Genomic DNA, 13,103 nt, shown 5'->3' with positions numbered 1-13,103 from the left:
CGAGCGGTGGGCAAGTCCGCCGTTCATTCTCCAAAACTCTCAGCGTCCTCGCGACGGCTCGCGATCGCCCAATCTTCCGGATATGCCCCGTGCTCGACGTACCGTCGAAATGTTGAATACGCCCATTCCCCGGGAGACCTCACGAGCCCATGCTTAACGGGATTCCAATGAATATAATCCGCGTGCCGCTCAAAATCTGCTTCATCTCGAATTTGATGTTCCCAAAACCGTCGCTGCCAAAATCCGAGTTCACCGTTTTTTTGTTGTGTTGGTGTTAGCAGGCTATGGTCAATTAGCATTGTCGCGCACTGCTTGCTCGTACCTTGCTTAATCAGCGACCAACGCAGAGAAAAATCGGCGTCCCCTTCCGGCATCGTCCACAAACAATGCAAATGGTCAGGCAGCAGGACCCAAGCATCGATTTGAAATGGGTGTTGCTTCCTCACAGCACCGATTGATTCACGCAGCGTACGCCTTGCTACTTCATGCGCAAAAAGCGGTTGCCGGCGATGCGTAGTGACTGTGAAAAAGTAAGTTGCACCTACAGTCGTCGCGCGCCGATAGTTTGGCATCCCAACACTCTCTCCTTACTGTATGAACGGCGGACAAGTCCGCCCTACACAATAATGTAGGGCGGACTTGTCCGCCGTTTCATCATCTCTGGTTAACGTCGCCGATGCGCCAGTGCCATTAGCGGCCCAACGACCAGCCACACCACCACGGTGAACCCGGTCTCGAGCAAGACGAAATCCGCCACCGACGTCATCGGATGTTTGGCGGCATCGGCCACCGTCGTAAACGACCACGACAACAATCCCATGACAGCGCCGAACATCAATCCCGGCGCCAACCAGGTACCGGCCTTTGCCGCCGACCCGGCGACCCGCGGATAGAGCCACGAGAACACCAGGCCCTGGATCGCCATCGACAACATCCCGAGCGGAATAATGGGATCGTCGCGCAGGGTATGCAGCTGCTCATAGTTGTCGCTGAAGATGACGAGATGCCATAGGAAGGCGATGACAAACGTGCCCACTAAATAATAAATAACACCAAGCCAATACTGACGTTTCACGATTCCTCCTTCGTTATTTTTTTGACGCTAGTAACCATCATCGTGCTAGCAAACCTCGAGCATCGGATCGAGATAGTCCCACGGCTGTTTGCTGGCACTCCAATAAACAACACTCGGCCGGAACGTGCTCGGATCATCCAAGCTGGCGGCGAACAGGCAAACGATATCGGGATAGCCCGAGGTCTCTTTCAAAATCGGGCTACCGCAACGCGGACAAAAGCCGTTGGTCACGGCGCTGCCGCTGTCCGCCTTGGTGTCGTACAACTTGAGCTCGCCGGTGATGAACACTGCCTTCTTCGCGAATACGATCTGTGGCGCGTGGCCGCTGCCGGTGGTGCGCTGGCATTGCCGGCAATAACAGTGCAGCGCCATCTCCGGTTCGCCGCGCGCCTCGTAACGGATCGCGCCGCATAGGCAGCCGCCGTGATAACCCTTCGGCTGCTTCGCTGTCATGCGTTCACCGTCGACGTCGTACGGGCGACGTTGTCGGCGCGCCAATGCGGCGGATAGGTCCGCTCGTAACCCGGCAATGTCTCTATACGTTTCATTTCGTACGGAATGCGCTTGAGCTCGGCCGTCAACAACACTCGCCACGAATGGGGGCTGCCGCTGCCCCAGAAAATTTCCAGATTGGTTGCCATGATTCCTCCCTATCGTTAAACCGCCGGCGCATCAGGTGCGCGAATGCAACGCCACGCGATTGCCTTCGCAATCTTCGAAGTGGGCGATGAAGCCGTGCGAACCGACGCTGGTCTTTGGCATGAGCTGCTTGCCGCCGTTGGCGGCGACGCGCGCGAGCGTGGCGTCGATGTCGCCGACGCTGAAGTACACCAACGTGCCGGTAGTCGACGGCGTGTAGCCCGGGGCCTTCATCAGTGAACCCGAGGTACCCGGCGCCTCGGGCGCCATCGGAAACATCGCCGCCCGCTTCGGCCCTACCTCCATGATCGACAACTTCAGGTCGAACACGGCTTCGTAAAAGCGCTGCGCTTTCGCCAAATCGTGAACAGGAATTTCAAACCAATTAACAGCGTTCATGACTATCTCCCTTAAAGTTGAGTCCCGGCTGATCGCCGAAACGTTTTTCGAAATCTTGCGTAAACGGTATTACGTCGCCGCCAACAAAAGCTGTAGGCGTGCCAGGCAACCGGTGTGACCAAACACATGCAGCTCGCGGGCGTGTGCGGTTTGGAAGCGTTCGTGCGTCAGCACCAGCTCAGTCCGCCCGCCGACATCGCGCAGATCGACGGTCACCAACGTGTCGCCGGTGCCGATCTCGTCGCGCTCCCAGGTCCAGGTGAACACTAATTTTTCCGGCGGACGTATTTCTTCGTAACGGCCGATTGCGCAATGACGTTTGCCGTCGGGGTCGATCATTTCGATGCGATAACCGCCGCCGACGCGCAGATCGACCTCGACCGCGGGTATCTGGAAATCGGCGGACGGCGCGAACCACTGCATCAATACCTGCGGATCGGTCCAGGCACGGAACACTTGCGCGCGCGGTGCGTCGAACTGGCGCCTTAGAACGATGGCCGCTTCGCGCTCGCGCGGCATCGTCGTTGAGTCACTGGCTGCGCCCGTCAGCAACCGGCGCGCACGTTCGACCGCCAACAGCCGCTGTAAACGATCGAGGCAACCGCTGTGGCCCTGCTCGTGTAGATCACGTGCGTGCGCTGTCAAGAAACGTTCGTGCGTGAGCACAAGCTCGGTGCGCCCGCCAAGATCACGCAGCTCGACGGTTACCAAGGTATCGCCGGTTTCAGGCTCCTTGCTCGCCCACGCCCAGGTAAACACCAATCGTTCCGGTGCGCGGACTTCTCGGTATTCGCCGGCGACGATGTGATGTTTGCCGTCGGCTGAGACCATGTCGATCCGATAGCGGCCGCCGACGCGCAGCTCGACGTCGGCCGCCGGCGTCGTGAACGAGTCCGCCGGCGCGAACCACTGCATCAACGCTTTCGGGTCGGTCCACGCGCGGAAGACTTGCTCGCGCGGCGCGTCGAACTGGCGCGTGAGGACGAGCGTGGTTTCGCTTTTTTTGAGTTGTGGTTTTGCCATGACGATTGTTCCTCGGAATTTCGAGACAGATAAGTTGCCAATGCATCCAAGCGCACGTCCCAGAATGCGCGATAGCGTTCGATCCACTCGGCGGCGGCACGCATCGGCGCGGCGTTCACCTGGCAGCGATGGACACGACCGTCGATGGTACGCAACAACAAGCCGGCGTCTTCGAGAATCCGTAGATGCTTAGAGATGGCCGGCAGCGAAACGTCGAATGGCTTAGCGAGTTCGGACACATTCGCCTCGCCTTCTGCCAGCCGCGCCAAAATCGCTCGACGGGTAGGATCGGCCAGGGCGGCGAATGTGCGGTCCAATACAGCCGGCGAATAGTTAACCATATGGTTAACTATCACACGGTGCCAAGTCCGGCGTCAACCCGGACTTGTTTTTTTAGAACTCGGCTTGCACGCCGAAGGAGAACAGCAGCGGCAATTGATAGACCGGCTTACGCGAGCTGTAGTCGCGGCTGTAGCTATAGCCGTCGACATTCTTGTGGTTGTAAGCGTTGATCAGCTCGAAATAGGTATTGAGTTTCCACGTGTTGTAAACGAAATCGCGGCCCAGCCGCAGGTCGAGCCGATGGTATGCCGGCAAGCGATCGGAGTTGGTCTCGCCGTAGTTCGCGCGATATTCATCGGTGCTCCCCGGCCGCAGCGTCCCACCGGTGATGGGTGTGTCCGGGTTACCGCTGTGATAGCGCCAGCTGGCACCCAAGGTCCAACGATTCGTTAGTTTGTAATTGCTGACGAGGTTAATCACCACCGGCTGATCGAAGTTCGCGGGAAATGTTTCGCCGGTGGTTTCGTTGGTACGCTCGGAACGCGACAATGTCGTCGATATCCAACCGGAGAATCGATCGGTCAATTCTTTCTTGATCAGGATGTCGACGCCGTACGCCTCGCCGCTGCCGTTGTTGAGATAGCGAAACGTATCGTCGGCGACCACCAAATCTTCCATGGTTTTGTAATACAGCTCGGTCGACCACGACCAGCCGTCATCGAACTTGTGCAATGCGCCCAACACCGAGTGGCGGCCACGCAGGCTCGAGAGATCGGGATTACCGAAGGTGTCGATCACCTGTTCGCCGTCGGGAAATTGATGATACTTACCCCAACCGGCGGTCAAGCGCGTGCGCGGCGTCACTTGCCATTCGCCGCCGAGGCGCGGCTCGATAAACGGCCCATCTAAATAATCTTCGGTAGAAAACCGCGCACCTAGAATCAGCGTAAACGGCTCGGTTAGGCGCCAACGATCTTTGGCGTACGCCGTGGCCCCATGAATACTTAACTGGTCGTCGCTCTGCAAGCGTTCGGCCGATGTTAAATCGCAGTCCGGATCAAACTCGGTGCAACGCGGGTTGCGCGCGTCCAAATTTAAATTAACGTCGGTGGACCAAAAGCCGCCGCCAAGCAGCAAGGTATGCGCGTCGTTTAATTTCGTCGTCAACTCCTCCCGCACTTGATAACTGTCGAACGCCACAAATACCGTGCCGGCGCTACCGACGGATTGGCCGACATCGCTGGTCATATGCGAGAAACGAAATTTGTGATTACTCTGCGACGATAGCCGGCCGCTCCAGACGACTCCTTGCGAATCGAAGCTGGTATCCGACGTCAGCGAACCGGTCAGTACCGGATCCTTCGCCGCCGGTTTCGAATCTTCCGGAACGAACAGCTCGAATTTATCGCCGGCACCGGTAAGCAATACGTTAACCGTGTTGTCGTCATTGACGCGCCATACATATTTTCCCTGGTAGTCGTAGAACGCCGGAAACTGGCGGTACTCGACGCCATTTTCGTCGTCGCCGAAATCGCCGCTCTTCGGCAGAATTAAATCGTAATAACTGCGGCGTGCGGAAAAATAATACGACTGGCGATCGTTGACCGGTCCTTCAATCAGAAAATCGCTTTCATAAAAATTGATGTTGAGCTTGGCACCGAAGCGATCGGTGCGCGGCTCGCGTAACCGCACATCGATCACACCACCGAGGGCGTTGTCGTATTCGGGACCGAACGCTGACGGGAAAAAATTGAAGTCAGTAACCAGATCGGCGTTGAAGACGCTGAACATGCCGCCGAAGTGAAACAGATAAAACACCGGCAAGCCGTCGACGTAATAAAGATTGTCGTCCGGCGACGTACCGCGAATCGCCGGCGCGGCGCTGGTATCGCCGCTAACAGTAATGCCGGGCAATGTTTGCAAGCCGCGTAATGGGTCGCCGGCGCTGCCGGCGACTTCGTGCAGCTCTTTACCGGTGATGCTGATCTTGCTGACCTTGTCTGGATTGCGGTCGGCGTAAACGACGACACCGGGCAATGTCGTCGCCGGTTCCAAATAAAGCGTCACATCGGCCGCCGCTTGATCGTCGCCGACGCGAAATTTCTGCGGCGCCAGCCGTTCATAATCGACGCTCATGGCCGACAATGAATAGTCGCCGGGCTTGTCGATGACCAATACAAACTTTCCCTGAGCATCGGTAACCGTGCTGTGCGTGTCGTCCTCGACCAGAAACACATTAATCAGCGGCAACGGCCGGCGAGTCCCTTTTTCCAGCACGACTCCCTGTACCTGCCACGGCAGGCTCGCCGCTCGCACCGGCATGCCCATACCGACTAGGGCCAGCGCCATAAAAAAGAGTGGTACCACACGCATGATCGACGATCCTCCCTAATGAACTTCTGTTTTTGATCCCTCCACCCCGATCCGGGGTGAGAGAAATAGTTAACGACTTCCTAATTTATTTTGAACGTGTACGGAATGTACCGCCGCACCGGCACCGGCTTGTCGTCGTTATAGGCGGGTGTAAATAAACTCTGATCGGCCGCTTCTAACGCGGCCTGATCGAATGAGTTGCCGCCACTGACGGCAATGTTCTTCTGCACGACCGTCCCACGCGTATCGATCACGACCTCAACCGTTACCTGCCCCTCTTTGCCGATCGCACGCTCACGGTCGGGATACTTGGGCTCGACCTTGCGTAGGAACCGCGGTGGATGTGAAACACGATGAATCGGCAATGCCTCACGCACGATCGCCGCTAGATCGGATTCGAGCGATGCAGCGGCGGTCGCTGGCGGTTGCGGATCATCCGCCGTAGGGGCGGTTTCTGCCGTCGGTGCCACTTCCGCGGCTGGCGGTGCGGGTGTGACCGGCGTTGCCGCGACCGCGGCACTTTTCTGCTCGACCGGTATTACGGCGGGTTTGGCCGGCGCCGGCCGGCGTCGTGACTTTGGCGCGGACACGCGCGGCGCCGGCATGTCGTAGACCAGGCTCACCTGGATATCGGACGCCGGCGACTCGACGACGACCCGGTGATACGCCAACACCGTGAACAACGCCGCATGCACGCTCACTGACAAGCTGAGCGCCAGCACATGGCGCCAACCGGGCTTTTGGGTAGGTCTATTGGGAGACATCGGGCAAAACTGCCGAGCTTGTTACCTTAGTTATCGATGCGACAGGCGGTCAAGCATCCCTGCTACCACGCGTTAAATCAAGGAGCGATCGGCTAGTCCGAAGGTCGGCGGCACAGACCGGCGGCGGCCGTGTAAAATCAGCTTTCCAGCGAGGATTCCGTCATGCCGTCAGCCAGTCCCCTCACCCGTTCCCAGCATAAAGCCGAATACGAGGCCAATAAACTGGCTAAACGGCTGCGTCGCGCCGTTGGCGAGGCGATCGGCGATTTTCACATGATCGAGGACGGCGACAAGGTGATGGTATGCCTGTCCGGCGGCAAAGACAGCTATGCGCTGCTCGACATTCTGTTATTCATGCGCGAAAAAGCGCCGATTCGGTTCGACATCGTCGCTTACAACCTCGATCAGAGGCAACCCGGCTTTCCCGAGCAGGTGTTGCCGGGCTATTTAACCCAGCTTGGCGTCCCATTCCGGATCGAGCAGCGCGATACCTATAGCGTGGTGAAGCGCGTCATCCCCGAGGGCAAAACCACCTGCGGCCTGTGCTCGCGCCTACGCCGCGGCAACATTTACCGAGCAGCGACCGAGCTCGGCTGCACGAAGATCGCGCTCGGCCATCACCGTGACGATATCCTGCAAACGCTGCTGCTCAACATGTTCTACGGCGGCAAGCTGAAGGGCATGCCGCCGAAGCTCATTTCGGACGATGGCCGCCATATCGTCGTCCGCCCACTCGCCTACTGCCGCGAGCACGACCTTGCCGAGTACGCCCAGCACCGGGAATTCCCGATCATTCCGTGCAACCTATGCGGCTCGCAGCCAAACCTGCAACGCCAGGCGATCAAAGAAATGCTGCGCGACTGGGACAAGAAATTCCCCGGCCGTATCGAGTCGATGTTCCGGGCGCTACAGAGCGTCGCGCCGTCGCATCTCGCCGACCGGACGCTGTTCGACTTCGCTAACTTGGCGCCGCGCGCCGAGCCTTATGCCGACGGTGATATCTTGTTCGATGAGATCGTGCTGTCCGACCCGTAATTGTTGTCGGCTGCCGGTTTACGACGGCATCAAATGGTGTCAACGCTGATCCTAAATCAGCGTTGACACATAGAACTGACATGGCGACACGCATGCAATCTATGAAGCGCTGGTTGATCATTCCGCTGTTGGCGATGCCCTGGCTTTGCGCACACGCGGAGTACACCGTCGCGCCGGATATCGCCCAAGAATATCGGCAACTAAAAGCGAAGGCCGGGCAGGCGCCCAATGACACCGAGCTCAATTTTGAATACGCCACTTGCCTTTCCTACCTCGGCAAAGTGGAGGAAGGCCGCACGGTGTTGAAACATGTGCGCCAACTCGATCCCGGTTTTGCGAATAAAGTGTTGCCGAAATATCTCAAGAAGCAGCAAGAGAACCCGAACGATTTAAAAGCCAAGTACCGGCTCGGCTTCTTGTATTACTTCAAGGAAGACTACGCCCAGGCACTCAACCTGCTCGGCCAAGTCGCGAATAGCGAACCGGTTGGGCAGCTGAACGCCTGGGCGCTCGGTTACATGGGTGTCGTCAAAGGCAAGCTCGGAAAGTGGGACGAAGCGGAGAACCTGGTGCAGCGAGCGCTGAAGATCGAGCCGGAGGCGTATGGGTTACACGCGGCGCTGGCGGTCGCGCAAAAAAAGAAGGGCGAGACATTCGCGGCCATGCGCTCGTACATGACAGCCCTGGAAGAACGAAACAAGTTCGAACGCTACGAGAAACAGCACTTACAGTGAACGCGGCGGCGATCGCGTGAGCCACCAGCCGATCGCTGTCACCAGCACGCCGGCGATAAAAAAGAAAACGATATCGTAGACCAGCCAGTTCGGCGTGTCGTCACGAACGTGATGCAGCTGTAATAGCCCGTGACTGACGATCGAGTCGACGATATTAAATCCGCCGAAACCGACAAGCAGATAGCCGAGCAACATCCGCCGAGATTTTGCGATCGGCATACCTGCCGCCGCGCGCCACAACAGCACCAGCCCCAATGCCATGACGACATAGGCGGCGCTGTGAAACACGCCATCCCAGAACACTTGCTGTTGCAACGCCGCCGTCGTTATTACTGGATCACGAAATGAGACCAGGTGATGCCATTGCAGCAACTGATGAAACACGATGCCATCGAAAAACATGCTGAGGCCGAAACCGAGCACAAGGCCGGCTTGCATAATCGGCGAACGCTGGCGCTTCTGCCAACTGGGAAAATTCTTTTTGCGTCGTACCATCCGTGAGCCAATCGATCGTACTGTTCTAAGTCGTTGAGTCGCGATCGAGAGCTTCGATGCTGTCGACAATATGCGTAAAGCGCTGACCGAAATCGGTCAGCAGATACTCGACGCGCGGCGGCACTTCCGGAAAGCTGTGCCGTTCGAGAATGCCGTAGCGCACGAGCTTGCGCAGGCGTTCGTTCAATACTTTAGTAGTGAGACCTTCGATACTCCGTTCCATGGCACCCGGGCGGTTAACGCCGGAACGCACCAGCGCAAGCACATGCAACGACCACTTGCAGCCGATAACGTCTTCCACCATCCGCTTTGCCGAAATTTTCTCGCCCAAGACTGCCAATTTTTCCCCCTACCGATCAACAAGACACACCAGAAAGTACCTACCATTCTAAAAAGTGCGGACTTTTCCTCATGCAAAGCGCGCCCTATTCTCCGGTGCGTGTTCAACAGCGTCAAACGAGGAGTACCAATGAAAGTGTTATGTGCTTTACCCGCAGCGTTTGCTTTCGTCGCGCTAACGAGTTATGCCGACGACGGCATTGCAACGACAACCAGTTCGAACGTCAAACCGCAATGGGACATCGTGCGCACGCAAGTGACGACCGAAAAACAGTATGTCGTATTCCGCATGCAAGTCAGTGGCCGCGCTGGGAAGAATAAACCAACGAAGACCGGCCAGCTCGCCGGTAGCCGCGTATTTTCCTACGTTTGGCCGACGTCGCTCGATCCGGCTGAGGTCGGCTTCGACGCGAACAGCGGAATACTCGCGTTCGCGGTCACCGCGCATCCCGACTTCGACGACAGCCCGCTGTTCGACGAAAACGGCGACGGTAACCTCGACAACGACGGCAATGTCTGGCACAGCCATTGGGTCGTGCTGACACCGGACGACGCCTGCGGCGCAAAAGGTCTCAAGGTACGCGACATCGCCGAAGGCACCACGCCCAAGTTGCCGAAGACCTGGCCCGGATTGCCGATCTACATCGACAGCCCCGGTTACTCGCCTGTATTGACCGGCAGCACGGTCACTGTGCGTGTGCCGTTCGACAATATCGGCGCTGTCAGTGGCGCCAAGTTCGACGGGGTGACCGCCGGCCTACGCGTCAATACCAACCTGCACGCGCCGCTGTTATGCGTCGAAAACGTTTTTAAAGTGGCGTCGGGCGATTTAAGTCTGCCGGGTACGATTCAATAATCATTCCGTATGGGCGGGGCGACGGACAGTCCCGCCTGCACGACTTAACCACGGCGCCCGGAAGCCGGCGTCAGCGAAAAGGGTCGGTTTGACCGTGGGCAGCAACAACGCCTTCAGCCGACGCTGGAACGCCCGCTCCACGCGCGGCGAATTCTTTCTGCGCTTCCGGATAATTGCAGACGATAGAAGTCTTGACGGGTTTTCGAAACCCGCGCGACAATGCGATTCGCACGCGATAACGTCGCATAACATCCGCCGTGCGCCACGCAATGGACGTGCAGGGAGAAAACATAACATGGCCTGTTCCTTCCCGATCGCTTGGAATGGCGGTCGACTTGTCACCCGCTTGTTGTGGCACCGGGGTAACCGCCACGCTACGGCTCACCAAAACCGGTACCGGCTCGGGTGCGGATGTGTTTGCTGAATATGTCTTCCGCAATTCGTTAATCAGCCAATACAAAACGAGCGGCACTTACCTCGACATCCTGCGACCGATGGAGCACATCTGCATCAGCTTCGTCGATTTTCAATTCAAATACATTCCCTACGACGACGACAATCGGGCAACGTCACCGATCATCGTCGGATTTGATGCGGCGACTAATACCAAACACTAAGTGAAACAGAAGCAGTGGGACGTCACCGCCGACCGCTTTAACCAGTGCAAGCAATAATTGGAGAAGTGCACGATGGAAGATCAAGCCGATAGAATTTTGCCGACGACGTTGACGAAAGAGCAGGCGATTTCGCTTTATGAGTTGCAGCAGACGAATGGGCGAAGAGTAGTCTATCTTGCGTGTCTTGATGTGGATGCCATCTTCAGAATGGGCAAAGTTGATGGCGAAACCACGATTGACATCGTGCGATACCACGAAGATCTTCGGCCGATGCTCAATAGGGATAAATTTGGAGAGCAGAAATCCAAACAATTAGATGTGATAACTTATCAGGAGAATGGTCTGCTATACGTCTTGCGCAGGTCGGGAGGCGTCTCACTATTTGACGGTATGAATCCCGAGTTGGCGCTAAGCAAAAATCGTTGCTGGTATTTGATGCCCAAAGAGACGCCGATTCCATCCGGTCTCATCATTGCGAAGGATGTAAGACCTCGTAATGGCTATACACACTATGCTTTGCAGCCAGACGAGGACATGCTAAGGGGGGAATTGCAAGAGCGGCTTGCATTACTCCGACCTTACTTGCGAAGGATATGAGCGAACTAAGAGAATTAACGCTTGAGGAAGTCGCGGCCATCCGCGTAGCAATCGAGCACGAGATCGAGTCTATTCAACTTGAGTTGGAGGAACACGATCGCGGGATTAACGTGTTGGACGAGGATAGATACGACGAACAGCTCGATGCGTTGAACTTTTACAAAGTGGTGCTGCTGCATGATTTTCGCAAAGCGGAAAGAGAAACCTTCGGTTTGAGAGATGCTGCTAATCCCGAGGCTGGGCCATATCCCGGTTCGGCCTCGGATACTTTGGTGATGCTTGAGTTTAAAGAGATTTCATTCATTAGGTACGCGCTTCATGGGAAACTTGGGCACATAAAATGGCAACTGCGAAACGAGACACTAGATGAAGTTCAACAGGAGTTTCTGCAAAGGGAGCTAAAATTCTACGAAGAATTATTTCGCGTTTTTGAAACAGCTGAGACGACGGCTCCGAAGCTTCGGCAAGTGCCCCAGATTGCTTATTCGCGCAGATGGCGTGCCTAGGGATTTTTCCGAAAACATTTGGACATAAATGGATCGGGAGTCTTTTCCGCATCAGAATCGATAAAAAGATTCCCAACCCAAATGTCCCATCACAGATTCCCGGCCCGAATGACACTTAACTTAAAGCGAAAACCGAAACGTATCAGCCGCCACTCCCTCCCCCTCAGGGGGAGGGCCGGGGTGGGGGTGGGTTTTTTAGAAACAGGGATCTCGGTTTTCGCTGCCATAAAACCCACCCCCCTGAAGGGAGAGGAGTCAATCGTGGCATCTGTTGTCGAGGGCGCTTAAGTAAGTGCCATTCGTTCCCGGTCCCTTTATTCCCACCCAGCATTATTATCGCCAAGGATTTGAAGCCCTTTAGAGGGCTCACCCATTACGAATTACAACCCGCAGAAGACATGTTGAGAAAAGAGTTGCAACGAAGACTTCAAATGCTTGAGCGCTTTGCCCGATCGCTATGAATGAAGTCAGAGAACTTACGCTGAAGGAAGTCACCGCGATTCGCCAGGCGCTCGAATATCGAGTTTCGAGCATCAAACTTGAGCTTGATGAGCACGATCGCGGTATTCGTGTTCTGGGAGACGAGGAAGCTAGCGAGCTATCAGATGATTTGTATTGGTATGAGCACCAACTTCTCTATGATTTTCTTAGAGCTGAAAGAGAAGCCTTCGGTCTGCGCGACGCGACCAATCCCGAGGCTGAACCATATCCAGGTACAGCCTCGGATACTCCGGTGATGTTGGAATTCAAGGATGTTTCTTTCATACGAGCAGCGCTCACCTGCAAGGTTGGGGATGTCGAGAGGCAGCTGCAAGGGGAGGACCTTGACGAAGCTAAGCGTCGTATCCTGCAAGATGATTTAACGTTCTACGAGGAGTTGTTTCGGATGTTTGAAACGGCAGAAACCATGGCCCCCAAGCTCCGTCAGTTACCGCAAATTGCCCTGCGGCGCAAATGGAAGTTCTGATTGAGAAGGAAGTCGTCGCTATCCGTGTAGCGCTCGAACACGAAATCGCGCATATCAAGCACCAGTTGGTACAGCCTCGGATACTCCGGTGATGCTGGAATTCAAGGACGTTTCTTACATTCGATTTGCGCTCGCTGGTGAAGTCGGTTCCATCAAGAACGAATTGAGAAACGAGAATCTTGATGAGGACAGACGCGGCCGCCTGCAAGACGATCTAACATTTTATGCCGAGCTGTACGATGTCTTTCACACCGCCGAAACCATGGCCCCCAAGCTCCGTCAGTTACCGCAAATTGCTCTGCGGCGTAAATGGAAGTTCTGAAATTAGACCGCCTACTTCGGATGTGAGTGATGTCAGAGAATTAACGCCGAAAGATTTGCCGCGATACGCCGCATTATCGA

General features: G+C 56.1%; 19 protein-coding genes. 8 read left to right on the top strand and 11 right to left on the bottom strand.

Annotated features, from left to right (window positions below):
* Positions 1 to 23 precede the first annotated feature (23 nt).
* The 9 genes from HY308_16220 to HY308_16180 all read right to left on the bottom strand — a co-directional run bounded on the left by HY308_16220 (position 24) and on the right by HY308_16180 (position 6,555).
* The gene (locus HY308_16220; protein ID MBI3899823.1) at positions 24 to 572 is read right to left on the bottom strand and encodes a transposase; all 549 of its coding nucleotides are present in this window, start codon (positions 570 to 572) and stop codon (positions 24 to 26) included.
* 92 nt (positions 573 to 664) lie between these two features.
* Complete coding sequence (locus HY308_16215; protein MBI3899822.1) at positions 665 to 1,075, bottom strand: hypothetical protein; 411 nt, start codon at positions 1,073 to 1,075, stop codon at positions 665 to 667.
* A gap of 45 nt (positions 1,076 to 1,120) precedes the next feature.
* Complete coding sequence (locus HY308_16210) at positions 1,121 to 1,528, bottom strand: GFA family protein (protein ID MBI3899821.1); 408 nt, start codon at positions 1,526 to 1,528, stop codon at positions 1,121 to 1,123.
* Positions 1,525 to 1,716 (bottom strand): hypothetical protein, encoded by a 192-nt coding sequence (locus tag HY308_16205; protein MBI3899820.1) that lies wholly within the window; start codon positions 1,714 to 1,716, stop codon positions 1,525 to 1,527. The genes HY308_16210 and HY308_16205 overlap by 4 nt, the downstream gene beginning before the upstream one ends.
* Before the next feature lie 31 nt (positions 1,717 to 1,747).
* On the bottom strand, positions 1,748 to 2,113 hold the full coding sequence (locus tag HY308_16200) for a VOC family protein (protein MBI3899819.1): 366 nt from the start codon (positions 2,111 to 2,113) through the stop codon (positions 1,748 to 1,750).
* 69 nt (positions 2,114 to 2,182) lie between these two features.
* Positions 2,183 to 3,136 carry an SRPBCC domain-containing protein gene (locus tag HY308_16195; GenBank protein MBI3899818.1) on the bottom strand — a complete coding sequence of 318 codons (954 nt, stop codon included), beginning with the start codon at positions 3,134 to 3,136 and terminating at the stop codon, positions 2,183 to 2,185.
* Positions 3,028 to 3,477 (bottom strand): winged helix-turn-helix transcriptional regulator, encoded by a 450-nt coding sequence (locus HY308_16190; protein MBI3899817.1) that lies wholly within the window; start codon positions 3,475 to 3,477, stop codon positions 3,028 to 3,030. Before HY308_16190 ends, HY308_16195 begins: the two co-directional genes overlap by 109 nt.
* 52 nt (positions 3,478 to 3,529) lie before the next feature.
* Positions 3,530 to 5,791 (bottom strand): TonB-dependent receptor, encoded by a 2,262-nt coding sequence (locus HY308_16185; GenBank protein ID MBI3899816.1) that lies wholly within the window; start codon positions 5,789 to 5,791, stop codon positions 3,530 to 3,532.
* A gap of 80 nt (positions 5,792 to 5,871) precedes the next feature.
* Positions 5,872 to 6,555, bottom strand: coding sequence for an energy transducer TonB (locus HY308_16180; GenBank protein ID MBI3899815.1), 684 nt, complete (start codon positions 6,553 to 6,555; stop codon positions 5,872 to 5,874).
* Between the two features lie 162 nt (positions 6,556 to 6,717).
* On the opposite strand from HY308_16180, the gene ttcA reads away from it, so the two are divergent.
* Entirely contained in the window at positions 6,718 to 7,590 is an 873-nt protein-coding gene (gene ttcA / locus HY308_16175) for a tRNA 2-thiocytidine(32) synthetase TtcA (protein ID MBI3899814.1), read from the top strand.
* 92 nt (positions 7,591 to 7,682) lie between these two features.
* The gene (locus HY308_16170; GenBank protein MBI3899813.1) at positions 7,683 to 8,324 is read left to right on the top strand and encodes a hypothetical protein; all 642 of its coding nucleotides are present in this window, start codon (positions 7,683 to 7,685) and stop codon (positions 8,322 to 8,324) included.
* Here HY308_16170 and HY308_16165 read toward each other — a convergent pair.
* Together HY308_16165 and HY308_16160 are read right to left on the bottom strand one after the other, a co-directional pair.
* Complete coding sequence (locus tag HY308_16165) at positions 8,316 to 8,819, bottom strand: DUF2243 domain-containing protein (GenBank protein MBI3899812.1); 504 nt, start codon at positions 8,817 to 8,819, stop codon at positions 8,316 to 8,318. The genes HY308_16170 and HY308_16165 overlap by 9 nt on opposite strands.
* A gap of 25 nt (positions 8,820 to 8,844) precedes the next feature.
* Positions 8,845 to 9,123: a helix-turn-helix transcriptional regulator gene (locus HY308_16160; protein ID MBI3899811.1), complete on the bottom strand. Its 279-nt coding sequence runs from the start codon at positions 9,121 to 9,123 to the stop codon at positions 8,845 to 8,847.
* Between the two features lie 165 nt (positions 9,124 to 9,288).
* Here HY308_16160 and HY308_16155 point away from each other — a divergent pair, with 165 nt between their 5' ends.
* From HY308_16155 to HY308_16130, 6 genes are all read left to right on the top strand, one after another.
* A complete protein-coding gene (locus HY308_16155; GenBank protein MBI3899810.1) occupies positions 9,289 to 10,014 on the top strand; it encodes a hypothetical protein in 726 nt (241 codons plus the stop codon).
* Between the two features lie 323 nt (positions 10,015 to 10,337).
* Positions 10,338 to 10,631, top strand: coding sequence for a hypothetical protein (locus HY308_16150; protein MBI3899809.1), 294 nt, complete (start codon positions 10,338 to 10,340; stop codon positions 10,629 to 10,631).
* A gap of 72 nt (positions 10,632 to 10,703) precedes the next feature.
* On the top strand, positions 10,704 to 11,228 hold the full coding sequence (locus HY308_16145; protein MBI3899808.1) for a hypothetical protein: 525 nt from the start codon (positions 10,704 to 10,706) through the stop codon (positions 11,226 to 11,228).
* Positions 11,225 to 11,734 carry a hypothetical protein gene (locus HY308_16140; GenBank protein ID MBI3899807.1) on the top strand — a complete coding sequence of 170 codons (510 nt, stop codon included), beginning with the start codon at positions 11,225 to 11,227 and terminating at the stop codon, positions 11,732 to 11,734. Before HY308_16145 ends, HY308_16140 begins: the two co-directional genes overlap by 4 nt.
* A 457-nt stretch (positions 11,735 to 12,191) precedes the next feature.
* Complete coding sequence (locus HY308_16135; GenBank protein ID MBI3899806.1) at positions 12,192 to 12,701, top strand: hypothetical protein; 510 nt, start codon at positions 12,192 to 12,194, stop codon at positions 12,699 to 12,701.
* Positions 12,702 to 12,789: 88 nt separating this feature from the next.
* Positions 12,790 to 13,023: a hypothetical protein gene (locus HY308_16130; GenBank protein MBI3899805.1), complete on the top strand. Its 234-nt coding sequence runs from the start codon at positions 12,790 to 12,792 to the stop codon at positions 13,021 to 13,023.
* The last annotated feature ends 80 nt before the right edge of the window (positions 13,024 to 13,103 follow it).

The organism is Gammaproteobacteria bacterium (assembly GCA_016199745.1).
In the GTDB taxonomy this organism is placed as follows: domain Bacteria; phylum Pseudomonadota; class Gammaproteobacteria; order Acidiferrobacterales; family Sulfurifustaceae; genus JACQFZ01.
Note: the sequence above shows the minus strand (reverse complement) of the source record. Positions and strands in the feature narration are given on the sequence as shown.

Coding starts and splice junctions, on each gene's coding strand:
- HY308_16220 (MBI3899823.1), bottom strand. CDS start 572: ATGCCAAACTATCGGCGCGCGACGACTGTAGGTGCAACTTACTTTTTC.
- HY308_16210 (MBI3899821.1), bottom strand. CDS start 1,528: ATGACAGCGAAGCAGCCGAAGGGTTATCACGGCGGCTGCCTATGCGGC.
- HY308_16205 (MBI3899820.1), bottom strand. CDS start 1,716: ATGGCAACCAATCTGGAAATTTTCTGGGGCAGCGGCAGCCCCCATTCG.
- HY308_16200 (MBI3899819.1), bottom strand. CDS start 2,113: ATGAACGCTGTTAATTGGTTTGAAATTCCTGTTCACGATTTGGCGAAA.
- HY308_16195 (MBI3899818.1), bottom strand. CDS start 3,136: ATGGCAAAACCACAACTCAAAAAAAGCGAAACCACGCTCGTCCTCACG.
- HY308_16190 (MBI3899817.1), bottom strand. CDS start 3,477: ATGGTTAACTATTCGCCGGCTGTATTGGACCGCACATTCGCCGCCCTG.
- HY308_16185 (MBI3899816.1), bottom strand. CDS start 5,791: ATGCGTGTGGTACCACTCTTTTTTATGGCGCTGGCCCTAGTCGGTATG.
- HY308_16180 (MBI3899815.1), bottom strand. CDS start 6,555: ATGTCTCCCAATAGACCTACCCAAAAGCCCGGTTGGCGCCATGTGCTG.
- ttcA (MBI3899814.1), top strand. CDS start 6,718: ATGCCGTCAGCCAGTCCCCTCACCCGTTCCCAGCATAAAGCCGAATAC.
- HY308_16170 (MBI3899813.1), top strand. CDS start 7,683: ATGCAATCTATGAAGCGCTGGTTGATCATTCCGCTGTTGGCGATGCCC.
- HY308_16165 (MBI3899812.1), bottom strand. CDS start 8,819: ATGGTACGACGCAAAAAGAATTTTCCCAGTTGGCAGAAGCGCCAGCGT.
- HY308_16160 (MBI3899811.1), bottom strand. CDS start 9,123: ATGGTGGAAGACGTTATCGGCTGCAAGTGGTCGTTGCATGTGCTTGCG.
- HY308_16155 (MBI3899810.1), top strand. CDS start 9,289: ATGAAAGTGTTATGTGCTTTACCCGCAGCGTTTGCTTTCGTCGCGCTA.
- HY308_16150 (MBI3899809.1), top strand. CDS start 10,338: ATGGCGGTCGACTTGTCACCCGCTTGTTGTGGCACCGGGGTAACCGCC.
- HY308_16145 (MBI3899808.1), top strand. CDS start 10,704: ATGGAAGATCAAGCCGATAGAATTTTGCCGACGACGTTGACGAAAGAG.
- HY308_16140 (MBI3899807.1), top strand. CDS start 11,225: ATGAGCGAACTAAGAGAATTAACGCTTGAGGAAGTCGCGGCCATCCGC.
- HY308_16135 (MBI3899806.1), top strand. CDS start 12,192: ATGAATGAAGTCAGAGAACTTACGCTGAAGGAAGTCACCGCGATTCGC.